Below are 14,660 nucleotides of genomic sequence, written 5' to 3'. Positions count from 1 at the left end.
AAGTTGATCGGCGCAGTATATACCAGCAGCCTTGCATGATGCATTGGGCTGGTCGGCACCATTTGCTAAGATGCGGGTTTTCTCCAACATCATTCTTTCAGGATAGTGATATGACTGCCGAGTTGAGCGGAATCAAGAGCCAGACGCGCCCGAAGGTCGCAGTGATCGGGGCGATGGAGGAGGAGGTGGAGCTGCTACGTAGTCTGCTCGAGCAGCGCGATACCCAGACCTATGCCGGTTATGAGTTCTCCACAGGAGTATTGAATGGCGTGGACGTGGTGCTGCTCAAGTCTGGGATTGGCAAAGTTAACGCTGCCATGTCAACCACGCTGGTACTGGAGCGTCATCGCCCTGATTATGTCATCAATACCGGTTCTGCCGGGGGCTTTGACAGCAGTCTGAATGTGGGTGATGTGGTTGTCTCATCGGCGGTCTATCACCATGATGTGGACGTCACCATTTTCGGTTACGCGCCCGGTCAGGTGCCAGGTTTACCTGCTCAGTTCATGCCAGATGACAAGCTGGTGACACTGGCCAAAACGGCAATCGCCAGTGTGAACGCTGCTGAGCAGCAAATCGTCGAAGGTGAAATTGCGACTGGTGATAGTTTTATGAATGATCCAGAGCGCGTGGCTAGAACCCGGGCAACCTTTCCGCACATGAAGGCGGTGGAGATGGAAGCCGCTGCTATTGCTCAGGTATGCCATCAGTTTAGTACCCCTTTCCTGATCATCCGCTCTCTGTCGGATATTGCAGGCAAGGAGTCCAATATCAGCTTTGAACAGTATCTGCCCAAAGCGGCCGGGCATTCTGCACAGATGGTCACTGCGCTGTTGGCTTCGTTGTCGGCTGACAACAGCTAAAAGAGCATTGTCCTTAACTGTGCCGCCTCAGCAGGAAGTGCTGTGAGGGGCTTCAGTACAGCTCGCCTCCAGTATTCTAGCTGGCTGAGTTTTGACGCCCTGTATCCTTCAGGGTGTCGCTGTCCCCTCTACCAGTCCCTTGATCTTGTTGACGGTCTCTGGCGCATCCCAGGGGCGGATGCCCGTGATGTTTTCCACTACCTGACCCTGCGGATTTACTAGCCAGCTGCTGGGTAGGCCACCCAGGCTGAGGGCGGATAACAGGCTGTTATCCGGATCACTCATAACTGGCATATCGGGATGCCAGGCCATCTTTTGCCAGAATGCCGATAGTTGTTCAGGTTGGTCGCCAAGATTAATGGCAACGACGGCGAACGGGATATCTTTATGCAGAGCGGTATAGAGATGATCTAACGCCGGCAATTCCTGCACACAGGGTGGGCACCACGTGGCCCAGAAGTTTATCAGCAGCCATTTGCCCTGAAGTGATGTCCAGTCTGGCTGCTCACCCTGTTCAGTGACTACCGCGGAGGCGGTAATGTCGTTCAGGTCCGCTGCCAGAGCAGAGACGGGTTGCAAGGAGAGCAGAGTCATGAACATGCTCAGGGCGATACGAACTGGCCAGGACATCAAGCTAAGACCTCTAACGTGGGGCAGAAGTAAATTTGAAGTGGGCAATAGGATATGTGATACATAAGTCCTCATTCAAATTGTAGGCTGTATCTTCATCTGCTCGGTTGAGTGCGGGCAGGTTGGCTGAACTCTTCCCCATCTGTAATTAATCCTAGGGAGTAAGCATAACGATGAACGTCGCTTTTATCGGGCTGGGTGTAATGGGTTATCCCATGGCTGGGCATTTGCAGAAGGCTGGTCACCAGGTTGCGGTTTACAACAGAACGCAAAGCAAGGCCGAGGCATGGGTGGAAACCTATGGTGGTACGCTGGGCATAACCCCCGCTGCTGCCGCTGAAGGCGCAGAGATAGTGTTCTGTTGTGTGGGCAATGATAACGACCTGCGTGAAGTCATTCTGGGCGAGCAGGGGGCACTTAAAGGTTTAAAGGCAGGTGCCATTCTGGTTGATCACACAACCGCCTCGGCTGAGGTTGCTCGTGAGTTGTATCAGGCAGCTCAGCAACAAGGCAGTCATTTTCTCGATGCTCCTGTATCTGGTGGTCAGGCAGGGGCAGAGAATGGTGTACTGACGGTGATGGTGGGTGGTGATCAGGAGGTATTTGACAGGGCAGAACCTGTGATTCGCTGTTTTGCCCGCCAGGCCCGCCTGATAGGAGCGGTCGGTGCCGGACAGCTAGCCAAAATGGTCAACCAGATCTGCATCGCCGGTATTGTTCAGGGACTATCGGAAGGTTTGCATTTTGCCAAGACGGTAGGTCTGGATGCTGAGGCTGTGGTTGAGGTCATCAGCAAGGGTGCGGCTCAGTCGTGGCAGATGGAAAATCGCTCCAAGACCATGCTGGAAGATAAATTCGATTATGGCTTTGCTGTTGACTGGATGCGCAAGGATCTTTCCATTGCACTCAATGAGGCGCGCAAACAGGGGGCTCATCTGCCGCTGACCGCGTTGGTGGATCAGTTCTATGCGGAAGTACAGAGCCTGGGTGGTGGGCGCTGGGATACATCCAGCCTGATCAAACGGCTGGATGCGTTCAAACAGCGTTGATCAGAGTGCCTGTGCACAGGCTCGTTGTCGCCAGAGCCGAGGCACAATAAAACCTCGGCTTTGCTCCTGCCAGCCTTGTTCTACCTGGCTGAAGCAAACGATCTGGACTGGTCGCGATAAATCGGCACATCGCTTCTGCAGCTGCTCTATATCAAGCAGTACCTCTGCGCCGGGAGACGCTCCCGCCATCCACATTGCATGGCTTAACACCTGATATCGCTGTTGTTGGCTTGCTAGCGTATCCAGATCATTCTCTGCCACCCACCAGCCCCGACGATGGTGTTGATTGATCTCATCATCGATGTTCCGGGGCGAGTGATTTTCATCCGATGGATAAAACAACAGGCCAGGTACAATGGCAATGGAGCGGTTGATGGGGGGGAAGCCCCGTTCTTTCAGCAGTGTGGTAGCCAAAGGACTGTGTGCGACAGGAAGCTGTTTCCCTAAAAGATGGCGCCACTTACGTTGTAAGGTATCGTGCTGAGCGGGGCCTACATAGGCATCCAAACCCTGTTGTTGCCGCTCGGGCACGTACAGGTACCATTTCACCGCCAACTCAATGTGAAGGCACAAACCATCCCTGCGAAGCAGTACAAAATCCAGCTCACCCAGCGTACGTCGTTCATACCTCAGCGTCAGGGGGTGGAGCAAACGCTCAATATCCGGATGGTGGGCGAGATAATGATGTAAAAGCTGCTCTGCGTAGAGCCCGAGTCTGGCCGGAGCGAGTGACGCCGGTAGTGAGGGCGGTGTGTAGGCAGGGAGCCATTCAGAGAGGGTTGAGCAGTGGGGGCTTGTCATCAGCGACGGGCAGTCCAGCAGCCACTTCAGGTCTGCCATTCTGCCCGGCATGGTTGGATGGTGAGTATCGGTCAGGGAGGGAGGCTGTTCAGTCATCATCCAGCATTAAGTGCAGTAGACGACGCATCTCATTGACGTCAAAGGGTTTGTCACAGATGGCGTCCACGCCTGCCTGACGAATGGCGCTCAGGCGCGACTGGCTCTGTTCAGACGTAACCATCAATACCGGAATGTGGCTCAGTTGCGGATCTTCACGCATACCGCTGATCAGCTCGGCACCATCCATTTCAGGCATGTTGTAATCTGTCACGACCATGTCGGCAGGCACTTCGCTCAGTAGTGCCAGGGCCTCTGCCCCGTTACCCGCTTCGTGGACGTGCTTGATCCCCATATTGTGCAGCAGGCGAGCGATATGATTGCGCGACAGCGTGCTGTCATCTACCACCATAACGTGCAGCTCTGCCACATCGTAATGGCTAAATAGCAATTCATCTGCGCTGAAGAAGTCGAGGGTGGCCTGAAGCGCTTTGCGTAACGCATCGATGGTGAATGGCTTGGGCAGGATGGCAATGGCACCTGCCTGCCGAATGGGATCAAGATGCTCGACTTTCTGCTCGCTGGATATCAGCATGAATGCCACATCATCTGTGCCAGGTAGCATCTTGATCTTGGTAATCAGCTCTGTGCCTGTGCCTGAAGGTAGATAGAGTGCGCTAATCACCAGATCAGGAGGATAGCGTTCAATGTGCTGCAGCGCTTCGGGGAGGTCCGCTACCGACTCAATATCATTGCATCCTGCCTTGTGCAGGGCGTCGCAGATAAGCTTGCGTTGCAAGGCGGAGGGCTCAATCAGCAGTATTGCCAGCTGAGAAAAATCGAGTTCATGAACCATAAACGGAATCCAGTAGCCTTGTTACTTCTTTGTGACGGCGTTCCGTAGCCCTTTACAACTTTAACCCTGGTCTGCACTGATACAGGCACAAAGCGTTGCACGAGTGAAGTGAGAGGAAATCTGTTAAAGTCTTCGTGCATTCATCTTAGACACAGCGTGTCCCATTTGGCCAGTGGCATGTCAGAAACAGATATCAATCAGATCCTTGTGAATGGCGCCAGTATCTCCTTGCAGAATCTAAAGCGCGCCCGCAGTTATGAAAGCCTGCTGTTTTACTACGCAGAGATCAGCGTGTACCTCGAAGTCTCGTTGTCCGAGGGGGCGGGGATCTCTGACTGGTCACGTGCCACCCTCTCTTCGTTATTTGCCGAAGCAGCGGAAGAATTTATGCAGCGCAAACGAAGCTATAGTCCGGCCTCGTTAGTCGGCGGTACCTGATGACTCAATGCTCACACTGCTGCGGTGCGTACGCTCAGGGCCGTGGCTGGATGTAAAGAAGTATGACGGTAAATCATTCACTCCCATCTGACCTCCCCGACAACGTGACTGAACCCATGTCACTGGATCAGGCACCACAGCGCCTGGATGTAACGTCACTGCTGGCCAATATGCCCCGCAAGCCCGGCGTCTATCAGATGCTCGATCAGGCTGATCAGATCCTCTACGTGGGCAAGGCGGCAGATCTGAAGTCCAGGGTCAGCAGCTATTTTCGTAACACTGGCCTGTCGCCGAAGACACAATCGCTGGTCAAGCGTATTGCCCGTGTGCAGTTCACCGTAACCAACAGTGAAACGGAAGCGCTGTTACTCGAACAGAATCTCATCAAGAAGTATCGACCGCAGTACAACATCCTGCTGCGTGATGATAAGTCCTATCCGTATATCTACCTGTCGACGGTGGAAGATTATCCGGCTATTCGCTTTCACCGCGGACCGCAGCGGCGGAAAGGGCGCTATTTCGGCCCCTTTCCCAGCAGCAGTGCCGTACGCGACAGCCTGCAGTTGATGCAGAAGGTGTTCAGGCTGCGTACCTGTGAAGATTCGGTGTTCAACAACCGCTCACGTCCTTGTCTGCAGTATCAGATCAAACGCTGTACTGCGCCCTGTGTGGAATACATCAGTACTGAAGACTACGGCCGTGATCTGCAGCATGCCGTCATGTTCCTTGAAGGGCGCAACCGCACTTTGATGGAAGAGCTGCAGCAGGATATGGAAAAGGCCTCGGCGTCATTGGCTTTCGAGCAGGCTGCCAGCTATCGCGATCAGATCATCAGCCTGCAGAAAGTGCAGGAACAGCAATACGTTGATGGCCAGACCGGTGATGCCGATGTGTTTGCGGCCGATGTGCGCCCGGGCGGTGGCTGTGTACATGTGCTTTACGTCAGGCAGGGGCGCATACTGGGCTCGCGTACCTACTACCCGCAGTTGAGCGTAGAGGCCAGTGAGCCGGAGTTGCTGTCTGCTTTCCTGCCGCAGTTCTATCTCAGTACCTCGGGCCGGGAATACCCTCGTGAAGTGCTGCTCAGCCATTTGCCTGAAGACGCTGATGTCATTGCTGATGCATTGCAGGAGCAAGTGGGGCGGCGTATTTCTCTGAGTTGCCCGCAGCGTGGTGACAAAACGCAATGGTTGAAGCTGGCACTGACCAATGCGCAGGAGAACCTCGCCGCTTATCTGGCTGGCAAAGACAATATGCTGCAGCGCTTTGTCGCGTTGCAGGAGGCCATGGGGCTGGATGAGTTGCCACAGCGGGTGGAGTGTTTTGATATCAGCCACAGTTTTGGCGAAGCAACGGTCGCATCCTGCGTGGTGTTTAATCCCCAGGGGGCAGCTAAAAGTGCCTATCGACGTTTCAACATTGAAGGTGTCGAGGCCGGTGATGACTATGCAGCCATGCACCAGGCACTGAGTCGTCGCTATGGGCGCCTAACGAAGGAAGGTGAGCGATTGCCGGATGTGTTGCTGGTCGATGGTGGCAAAGGACAAATGACCCAGGCACGTGAGGTGCTGGCTGAGCTGGGCATTGAATCCATGCAACTGCTGGGGGTAGCCAAGGGGCCAACTCGTAAACCGGGGCTGGAAACCTTGTGGCTGGAGGGGGAGAATGCGCCGCTGGTACTGGATCGCGCATCACCGGCGTTGCACCTGATCCAGCAGATTCGCGACGAAGCTCACCGTTTTGCCATCACTGGGCATCGTGCTCGACGCGATAAGGCCAGACGCGTGTCCACGCTGGAAGATATTGCCGGGGTGGGGCCAAAGCGGCGGCAAGCGCTATACCGACATTTTGGCGGCATCCAAGGGGTGCGTCACGCCAGTATTGCAGAACTATGCAAAGTGGATGGGATCAGTCAGCAGCTGGCCCAGGATATCTACGATCACCTGCACCCGGGAGGGGTTGAAACGCAGCATGATTCTTAATCTGCCCAATTTACTGACGGCATTTCGGGTTGTTCTGATCCCGGTGATTGTTGTCGTGTTCTATTTGCCATTCAGCTGGGCTCCGTGGGTCAGCGCCTTGATCTTCATGCTGGCTGGGGCCACTGACTGGTTTGATGGCTACCTTGCCCGTAAGTGGAATCAGGCAACCCCCTTTGGCGCCTTCCTTGACCCTGTAGCGGACAAGCTGATGGTCGCCGTCATTCTGGTAATGCTGGTGGAGTCCTACGCCACCCCCTGGGTGACGCTTCCTGCCTGCGTCATTATCGGCCGGGAAATTCTTATCTCGGCCTTGCGAGAATGGATGGCGGAGTTGGGCAAACGTGCCAGTGTGGCGGTGTCTTTTATTGGGAAGATCAAGACGACGGCACAAATGGGGGCGCTCATTGTGCTGCTGGCATTTTTGCCAGGGTCGTGGGAAAGCTGGGTAGGTATTGCCGGGTTATATATAGCAACACTGCTTACCCTGTGGTCGATGCTGATCTATGTGAAGGCTGCCTGGCCAATGCTGATGGGTAAGGCTTAAAACGAGTGCTCCCTGTGTGATGCTGATCGCACAGGCTTGGGTCTGGCTTCGGTAAGTTGTTATCACACAAGAAAATTTTCTGAGAAATGAGTGTTGACAGCGAAGGGCAGATCTCTATAATACGCCCCCGAAGCGCAACAAACTGCTTCATGCGGGAATAGCTCAGTTGGTAGAGCACGACCTTGCCAAGGTCGGGGTCGCGAGTTCGAGTCTCGTTTCCCGCTCCAACTTCTAACGAAGTTGATCTTCAGGAATAGGCCAAGAAATTGGTCATGCTATCCGGGGCTGGATGGCAGAGTGGTCATGCAGCGGACTGCAACTCCGTGAACGCCGGTTCGATTCCGACTCCAGCCTCCACTTCTTCATCGATGGTAAAGCTTGTAGCGCATAACATTGCGTATGATATGCAAGCATCCTTGCCTGGATGGTGAAATAGGTAGACACAAGAGACTTAAAATCTCTCGACCTTTAGGTCGTACCGGTTCGATTCCGGTTCCAGGCACCATATCTCATCATCGATACGCTCTTCTATATCTCTCGTTTTGATGCCGATAAGTTATTGTTTTTATTGGTTTTTGATCGGCGCGAGAGTGAACCAGTTCCCTCAGTATTTGTTTGCCTACCTTGGTAGGCTTTCTTTTTTCCCCCTCTGATTTTTTCCGCAATTCCCAAATCTGAGTTAAAACCTTTCCACCATTTTTCTTTGCAATTGCGAAGGGTGAGTTAGCTTCTGTTTATTGTCACTCGGGGCTTGATTCTCTTATTTATGTTGCTGCCTTAAACGATAAAACCCTCACAAGGAGGGTTTTTTGTTGGTCTCTGCTTACACACTGACGGCTATGGCCAGGAGACTACCTACACAGACCGTGACCAAAACAAGCAAAAACAATAATTTATTGGCAATCGCCTGTTCATGCTGTGCCTCTTCTGCCGTAAAAGCCGGCAGTGTATTTCCTATACGCATGGCAACTCCTTCGATAATGGCATCCGGGCAGGCCGGAGCGAAATGTGCCCGAACAGCTGGGTCAGGAGCAGAGTAGTCGAATTTGTAGATTGTATGCAATTGCGACATAGGTCGCATGAGGTGTGCTCAGTTTGATATGGAGTGACGACAGGTTGCCGCGAACCAGCCTTTCCCCTCTCTAGGTAGCGTCCAGCGGGAGTGCCTTGCGGCGCTGGCGCAAGAAAATAGCCAGCTGCCGGCGGCTGACTTCGATGGCTCCCAAACGTAATGCCACTGCCTTCTTTGCGATGGGAATATCGTAGTGGCTGTGGTGAGTCCCTGGCTTCTGGTGCCAGCGTCGCTCCACTCCCAATGACGTGGCCATGGCATGCAGCTCCTCTTCAGAGTCAGCGACCATATGGCACATCAGCGTATTGCGAAAGGGAATATTGGCACTGTCTACATAAACACTCATGACTACCAGCCCTTACTCGGGTCGTGGGGATGCACTTCTATAAGGTTGCCTGTACGAAGCTGCAACTTACCGCGTCGGTTCTGCTGTCATAAATATTTTTGACAACCTTAACAATACTGCAAAAGAACTATGGCGACTGGCTGGGTGGATTGTGAAACGGTGACTATACTCTTTGGCGCTGTTGTCTCTGGATAGGGAAGCGTTCTTCCCTGATGTGCCAGGAGTGTCGTTCCAGTTCGATATTGGTATGCATGAGTGGAGTGTGTGGAGGTCGCAGTGTGCCTTGCCGAAATGACATCAAGCAGATCCAGAAAATACGCTCTGGCTACACCTCTGAGTGGACGAAGTGCCATAGATCGTGAGATTGCCGTACATCGTATCTGTGCAGCAGAGTTGAAAATGGCTGGCAACTTCAGCAAGGCGATTGAGAGCGCTGCCCGAGCGTTTGAGCTTATTAAGCTGTCCAGCACCAACTACAGCCCTGCGGTGTTATTTGAATATCCGCTGGCACTCACACGGGCTGGCAACGTGCAGGAGGCGCTGCAGACCGCCCAGATTATTGCGGATAACGCTGCCAGTGACTTCTTCAAGCAAGGTCACTACCACTCTGATTTAACCTATGCCACCTTGCTGCATCACTTCCTTATTCAGGCGAATGACAAGCTTGCTGCATTAGCTGAGCAACTGCAGCAGCCTGCGATAGCTCAGCAGGCAAGATCTGCTGCCGCATTTCATCGACAGGCGTTCAACAATGCCGATCAGCCACGAGCAGAACAGGCAGAAGCTGTCATGATATCGGCTGAAGACGAGGTCGATCTGTTGGTGTACTGGGATGCTACGGCTGACTATGCTGCGTCAAAGGCCAGGTCACAATGGACCCGTTTTGTGTGCTGGTCAGCCTGGGGATTGTCGGCTTTTGCCTTACTGGTGACCGGTATTGTCCTGGCCGGTGGGTTATGACGTCACCAACCACAGATGGCGCGAGAGTGGGAAGGAGGGTCCCATTGTACCTCCTTCGTATACGTCACTGACTCAGAGGATTTCGTCAGGGGAACTCTTGCTCAGCTTCACCGCTTTCTCTGAACCCTTGCGCAGGCGAATGTTCAGCAGCTCCACCAGCACACTGAACGCCATGGCGAAATAGATATAGCCCTTGGGAATGTGCATATCCAAGCCTTCGCCGAATAACGCCATCCCCACCAGAATCAGAAAACTGAGAGCCAGCATCTTGATAGTCGGGTTGGCATCGACGAAATCGCCAATCGCCTTGGATGCCAGCATCATCACCACGACTGCAATCATAATGGCAATCACCATGACCGGCACATGATCCGCCAGACCCACGGCCGTAATCACTGAGTCCAATGAAAAAACGATATCAATAATGGCGATTTGAATGACCACCAGCAGAAAGCCTGCCTGGGTTCTGGAGGGCGAGTCACTGTCGTCAGCTTCATTCAGCGAGTTGTGAATCTCGTGTGTGCTTTTCCAGATCAGGAACAAGCCGCCGAGGATCAGGATAATGTCTCGCCCCGAGATTTCTTGTGCGAGAACGCTGAACAACGGAGTGGTCAGGCTCATTACCCAGCTGAGAGATAGCAGCAGCGCAATACGGGTCAGCATCGCCAGGCCCAGCCCAATGATGCGACCTTGCTGGCGCTGCTCAGGAGGCAAGCGACCGACCAGAATGGAGAGGAAAATTATGTTGTCGATACCCAGAACAATTTCCAGGGCGACAAGGGTAAACAGTGAGACCCAGGCCTGGGGCTCCACAATCCATTCAAACATCGGGCAGGCTCTGTAATGAAAACCTCGCCATGCTACCCGAGTGGACCGGCGTCGGGTAGCTTCACTGCGTTACTTGTCTGCCAGCCTTGCTGGGGGCTACAGCTGATCTAACGCCTGTTGCAAGTCTGCAATCAGATCATCGGCATGTTCCAGCCCCACCGAGATGCGAATCAGGCCATCGCTGATGCTGGCGGCATGACGCTCCTCTGCGGTGTAGGGCGAGTGCGTCATGCTGGCGGGATGCTGAATCAGCGACTCTGCATCACCCAGGCTGACTGCGATATGGAACAGGTGGGTGTGGTTGATAAAGCGTTCACCCTCTGCCAAACCGCCACGCAGTTCGAAAGCAATAACGCCGCCTGCAGCGCGCATCTGTGTGCCGATAAAACGATGGCCAGAATGACTGGCTAAGCCGGGGTAATGCACTTTTTCCACTTTAGGCTGCTGTTCGAGAAACTCTGCCACCTGCTGGGCATTCTGGCAGTGTCGTTCCATACGCACAGGCAGGGTTTTCAGACCTCGAGTGATCAGCCAGGCATCGTGCGGGCTCATGGTGCCGCCGATGTCCTTCAGTGCTGTCAGCTTGATGTGCCGGATCATCTCTGCCGAGCCGCAGATAATACCGGCGACCACATCGCCATGGCCGTTGAGGTACTTGGTAGCGCTGTGCACGATCAGATCAAAACCAAATTGTGCTGGTTGCTGCAGCAGCGGGGTGAGGAACGTGTTGTCGCAGATGGCCAGCAGATTGTGGCTGCGGGCAAAGTGGCCGACAAAGGCCAGATCAACCACGACCAGATTGGGGTTGATGGGGCTTTCCAGAAAAATGGCTTTGGTGTTGCGGCGTAGTGCTCCCTCAATCGCCTGATGGTTGGTCATGTCAACGAAACTGACTTCAATGCCGAAGCGCGTCAGCATATGGCTGATGAGGGCAAAGCTGCAGCCATAGAGCGCATCGGAAGCAATCAGGTGATCTCCTGCAGACAGATTGGCCAGCAGGCAGGCGGACACTGCAGCCATCCCTGTCGCAGTAGCTGCCGCGTCTTCAGTGCCTTCCAGTGCTGCCACACGTTGTTCCAGCTGCCGCGTAGTGGGGTTGCCAAGGCGACTGTAAATGTAACCATCCTCCTCCCCGGCAAAACGCGCCGCACCCTGAGCAGCGGAGTCAAAGATAAAAGTCGAGGTTTGATACAGGGGGGTAGCAAGAGAGCCAAACTGCTCGTCATTGATGCGACCAGCGTGGATGGCCAGCGTCTCTGGATGCAGGGTGGGCAGGTGTGCGGTGCTGTGGTGTTTGGACATGATGTGCCTATTGTTTTTGCTGTAACCAGAGTGCTTTCAGCAAGGGCCGTACCTCTTTTTAAAAATTATTTAAAATCAAATAGTTATAAATTTTATGAGGTGAGGATAAGTAAGGTCGTATTAAAAATGAGACAGTAAAGGCGCTGAAACAGATGAATCTGGCGGAGTATGGGCGAAAAGAATGTCTCTGATTTGATACGTGTATTGAATCTGTGACACTCTTGATCAGCAGTCTCAATGGCCAGAGTTAAAAACAACAATGAAACTCGACATTCAAGCCGAAGATCGCCTGGGTATGGCGTTGGAAATTCTCAGGGTGCTGGCGCAAAACCAGTGCAATATTCAGGCGCTGGAAGTGATTCCCTGTCACGCCTTTGTTTCCTGCGATGCGCAACCGGACCGATGGTCCCAGCTACAGCAGCAGATGCTGGCGCTGCCCGGTGTGCAGGCGGTCCGTCAGATCGATCTGCTGCCCAGTGAACGACGCCGTCAGCATCTGGACATGCTGCTGTCGCGCTTGCCTGATCCGATCATCGATCTGGATAGTGAAGGTGGCATTCTGCATCTGAACGCAGCGGCGGCCGATGCCTTTGGTGCCACCAGAGAGCAACTGGAGCAGATGCCCGTCAGCCGGGTCATTGGCAATGCCGGTATGGGTCTGGACCTGGCGGCACTGCTGCGGCAGGACGGCGCAACCGTGGAAGTGCTCCCTGAAGGTGGTACTTATCTTCTGGATATCCAGCCAGTGATCAGCCATGGACAGCTGAACGGCGCCGTCATGGTCCTGCGCAGCCCGCAACGTATTGGCCAGCAACTGTCATCGGTGAAGGCGACGCACGGTGAGGGCATCGATACCATCATTGGTATTTCGCCTGCCATGCTGGCGTTGCAGCGGCAGACGCTGAAGTTTGCTGCACTGGATTTGCCGGTAATGATTCTGGGAGAGACAGGCACAGGAAAAGAGCTGCTTGCCCGCGCCCTGCATGAGGCCGGTCCGCGCGCCAGTGCGCCATTTCTTGCCATCAACTGCGCAACCCTGGCGGAAAACCTGCTGGAAAGCGAACTGTTCGGCTACGCGGCGGGGGCCTTTTCCGGAGCGCAGAGGGGTGGGAAACCGGGGTTGTTCGAGCTGGCCGACAAGGGCACGATTTTTCTTGATGAGATCGGGGAAATGTCCCCCTATCTGCAGGCCAAGTTATTGCGCTTTCTGCAGGATCTGCGCTTTCGTCGCATCGGTGGAACCAGCGAACTCAAGGTGGATGTGCGCATTCTCTGCGCTACCCATCGTGATCTTGAGGCTATGGCTGATTCGGGCGAGTTTCGTGCTGATCTGTTCTATCGCCTCAATGTGCTCAATTTACATTTGCCCCCCTTGCGACAACGGCGGGAGGACATTCCTCTGCTGGCTGACTACTTTCTGCGTCGCGCCGCTGAGCAGCTGAACTGTAGCAAGCCAACGCTGAGCCGTGAGGCACTGCGACAACTGTGTGAAGCGCCCTGGCCCGGTAACATTCGTCAGCTGCAGAACGTGATATTTCGCTCGGCGGCGTTGCTGGAGCAACAGGATCAGCCTGCCAGTCAGGTGGAAATAGATATTGCCCAACTGGCCATGGGTGGCCTGGAAGGGCGTCGCCTGACACATGGCGATGAGCCACCTGCGGATTCTGAAGTGTATGCAGCTATGGCGTCCCTGCCGGACGTTGTGAGTAAAGGTGGGGCTGGTGCGGAGCGTGAACTGGAGGATGTACAGGGGCTGGATCAGGCATTAGAAGCCTATGAGGCCAGACTACTGGCCAACCTGTGGCCTTTGTACCCTTCAACGCGGCGTCTGGCGCAACGGCTGCAGACTTCCCATGCCAAGATTGCCCGCAAGCTGAAGCGTTACGATATTCGTTGACGCTTCAGCTTGGGTGACCGTCAGAACGCTGAGCGAATCCAGCGGCAGACGTGACGAGTCAGCATCGACTCGTTCAGGGTGTAGAGGTGGAAGAAGTTGACGCCTTCCGTGTGCAGACGAGTGATCTGGTGACTGAGAATGTTCATGGCCAGCAGACGATGATCGATGTCTTCAGCTTCCACGCCTTCAAACATCTTGTGCAGAAACTCCGGGACTGAAGTCTGGCAGCGTGCAGCGAAGGCGGTCATTTTCTTGAAGTTCAGAACGGGCAGCAGGCCTGGCACAACTTCGGCCTTGATACCGGCAGCAGCCACCCGGTCGCGATAACGCAGGAAAACTTCAGGGTCGAAGAAGAACTGGGTGATGATGCGGTTGGCACCGGCATCGGCCTTCTTCTTCAGATACTCCAGTTCCTTGTCCATCGAGCTGGAGTCAGGGTGGCCTTCAGGATAGCCAGCCACCGAAATGTCGAAATCGGCTACTTCCTTCAGCGCGGCTACCAGCTCATCGGCATAGGCAAAACCGTCAGCACGCGGGGTGTAACGCTCCTGACCGGGCATGTCACCACGCAGGGCAACAATGTGACGGATATTGCTCTGCCAGTAGTCCCTGGCCAGTTGCAGCAGCTCCTCACGGCTACCGCTGACGCAGGTCATGTGCGCAGCGACCGGGCAATGCGCCTGTTGCGCCATCACCAGTGCCACCTCTTTGGTGGTGTCGCCAGGGGCGTTGCCACCCGCGCCACAGGTCACGGAGATAAATTCAGGTTTGAAGGGAGCCAACTCCTGGCTGGCTTTCCACAGCGAAAGGGTTGTTGCAGCAGTTTTGGGAGGAAATACTTCCAGACTGAAATTTGGCTTACTCATGGTTGACGGGCTCCCAAAATAAATCGGCACAGGTTTGGGGATATTCTTCAGGTCTGCCGGGTAGAGTACTCCAGCGTTCCCTTTATTGGGTAGGGCATCTTAGAACAAAGATATCAGGTCAGTAAATTTCATTATTCTCAGGAGTTCTATGAAGGGGATTAAAGTTGCCTCTGAACAGACTGAATGATCT

15 protein-coding genes and 3 tRNA genes are annotated in these 14,660 nt (G+C 54.2%); 10 read left to right on the top strand and 8 right to left on the bottom strand.

Annotation, left to right across the window (positions count from 1 at the left end; all coding sequences use genetic code 11):
* Nucleotides 1-110: 110 nt before the first annotated feature.
* Nucleotides 111-863, top strand: a complete 753-nt coding sequence (gene mtnN, locus WH50_RS13275) for a 5'-methylthioadenosine/S-adenosylhomocysteine nucleosidase (RefSeq protein WP_110187743.1) — start codon at nt 111-113, stop codon at nt 861-863.
* 108 nt (nt 864-971) lie between these two features.
* Here mtnN and WH50_RS13270 read toward each other — a convergent pair whose 3' ends face one another.
* Entirely contained in the window at nt 972-1,493 is a 522-nt protein-coding gene (locus tag WH50_RS13270) for a TlpA family protein disulfide reductase (RefSeq protein ID WP_165838418.1), read from the bottom strand.
* A 173-nt stretch (nt 1,494-1,666) separates the two neighbouring features.
* Between WH50_RS13270 and WH50_RS13265 the strand changes: the two genes are divergently transcribed.
* A complete protein-coding gene (locus WH50_RS13265; protein WP_110187741.1) occupies nt 1,667-2,542 on the top strand; it encodes an NAD(P)-dependent oxidoreductase in 876 nt (291 codons plus the stop codon).
* Here WH50_RS13265 and WH50_RS13260 read toward each other — a convergent pair whose 3' ends face one another.
* Together WH50_RS13260 and WH50_RS13255 are read right to left on the bottom strand one after the other, a co-directional pair.
* Nucleotides 2,543-3,442: a DUF1853 family protein gene (locus WH50_RS13260; protein WP_110187740.1), complete on the bottom strand. Its 900-nt coding sequence runs from the start codon at nt 3,440-3,442 to the stop codon at nt 2,543-2,545. It abuts the gene before it with no gap.
* Nucleotides 3,432-4,235, bottom strand: coding sequence for a response regulator (locus WH50_RS13255; protein ID WP_110187739.1), 804 nt, complete (start codon nt 4,233-4,235; stop codon nt 3,432-3,434). The genes WH50_RS13260 and WH50_RS13255 overlap by 11 nt, the downstream gene beginning before the upstream one ends.
* A gap of 177 nt (nt 4,236-4,412) precedes the next feature.
* Between WH50_RS13255 and WH50_RS13250 the strand changes: the two genes are divergently transcribed.
* From WH50_RS13250 to WH50_RS13225, 6 genes are all read left to right on the top strand, one after another.
* The gene (locus WH50_RS13250; RefSeq protein WP_133251321.1) at nt 4,413-4,673 is read left to right on the top strand and encodes an excinuclease ABC subunit C; all 261 of its coding nucleotides are present in this window, start codon (nt 4,413-4,415) and stop codon (nt 4,671-4,673) included.
* A gap of 116 nt (nt 4,674-4,789) precedes the next feature.
* Nucleotides 4,790-6,655: an excinuclease ABC subunit UvrC gene (gene uvrC, locus WH50_RS13245; protein ID WP_110187737.1), complete on the top strand. Its 1,866-nt coding sequence runs from the start codon at nt 4,790-4,792 to the stop codon at nt 6,653-6,655.
* Entirely contained in the window at nt 6,645-7,199 is a 555-nt protein-coding gene (pgsA, locus tag WH50_RS13240; RefSeq protein WP_110187736.1) for a CDP-diacylglycerol--glycerol-3-phosphate 3-phosphatidyltransferase, read from the top strand. The genes uvrC and pgsA overlap by 11 nt, the downstream gene beginning before the upstream one ends.
* Before the next feature lie 151 nt (nt 7,200-7,350).
* A tRNA-Gly gene (locus WH50_RS13235) sits at nt 7,351-7,426 on the top strand.
* Between the two features lie 56 nt (nt 7,427-7,482).
* Nucleotides 7,483-7,556 (top strand) — tRNA-Cys (locus WH50_RS13230).
* Nucleotides 7,557-7,617: 61 nt separating this feature from the next.
* Nucleotides 7,618-7,704: transfer RNA gene (locus WH50_RS13225), tRNA-Leu, on the top strand.
* A 318-nt stretch (nt 7,705-8,022) separates the two neighbouring features.
* Here WH50_RS13225 and WH50_RS26340 read toward each other — a convergent pair.
* Together WH50_RS26340 and WH50_RS13215 are read right to left on the bottom strand one after the other, a co-directional pair.
* Complete coding sequence (locus tag WH50_RS26340; RefSeq protein ID WP_165838417.1) at nt 8,023-8,163, bottom strand: hypothetical protein; 141 nt, start codon at nt 8,161-8,163, stop codon at nt 8,023-8,025.
* 178 nt (nt 8,164-8,341) lie between these two features.
* A complete protein-coding gene (locus WH50_RS13215) occupies nt 8,342-8,617 on the bottom strand; it encodes a DUF4031 domain-containing protein (RefSeq protein ID WP_110187734.1) in 276 nt (91 codons plus the stop codon).
* A gap of 399 nt (nt 8,618-9,016) precedes the next feature.
* On the opposite strand from WH50_RS13215, the gene WH50_RS13210 reads away from it, so the two are divergent.
* The gene (locus tag WH50_RS13210) at nt 9,017-9,577 is read left to right on the top strand and encodes a hypothetical protein (protein WP_110187733.1); all 561 of its coding nucleotides are present in this window, start codon (nt 9,017-9,019) and stop codon (nt 9,575-9,577) included.
* A gap of 72 nt (nt 9,578-9,649) precedes the next feature.
* Here the strand turns inward: WH50_RS13210 and WH50_RS13205 are convergent, their stop codons facing one another.
* Entirely contained in the window at nt 9,650-10,405 is a 756-nt protein-coding gene (locus WH50_RS13205; RefSeq protein ID WP_110187732.1) for a TerC family protein, read from the bottom strand.
* A gap of 96 nt (nt 10,406-10,501) precedes the next feature.
* Nucleotides 10,502-11,707, bottom strand: coding sequence for a methionine gamma-lyase (gene megL / locus WH50_RS13200; RefSeq protein ID WP_110187731.1), 1,206 nt, complete (start codon nt 11,705-11,707; stop codon nt 10,502-10,504).
* Between the two features lie 259 nt (nt 11,708-11,966).
* Here megL and WH50_RS13195 point away from each other — a divergent pair, with 259 nt between their 5' ends.
* On the top strand, nt 11,967-13,604 hold the full coding sequence (locus tag WH50_RS13195) for a sigma 54-interacting transcriptional regulator (protein ID WP_110187730.1): 1,638 nt from the start codon (nt 11,967-11,969) through the stop codon (nt 13,602-13,604).
* Nucleotides 13,605-13,624: 20 nt separating this feature from the next.
* On the opposite strand, the gene metF is transcribed toward WH50_RS13195, so the two are convergent.
* The gene (metF, locus tag WH50_RS13190) at nt 13,625-14,470 is read right to left on the bottom strand and encodes a methylenetetrahydrofolate reductase [NAD(P)H] (protein WP_110187729.1); all 846 of its coding nucleotides are present in this window, start codon (nt 14,468-14,470) and stop codon (nt 13,625-13,627) included.
* Nucleotides 14,471-14,660 lie beyond the last annotated feature (190 nt).

It is taken from the genome of Pokkaliibacter plantistimulans, assembly GCF_003194385.1.
GTDB lineage: Bacteria > Pseudomonadota > Gammaproteobacteria > Pseudomonadales > Balneatricaceae > Pokkaliibacter > Pokkaliibacter plantistimulans.
Note: the sequence above shows the minus strand (reverse complement) of the source record. Positions and strands in the feature narration are given on the sequence as shown.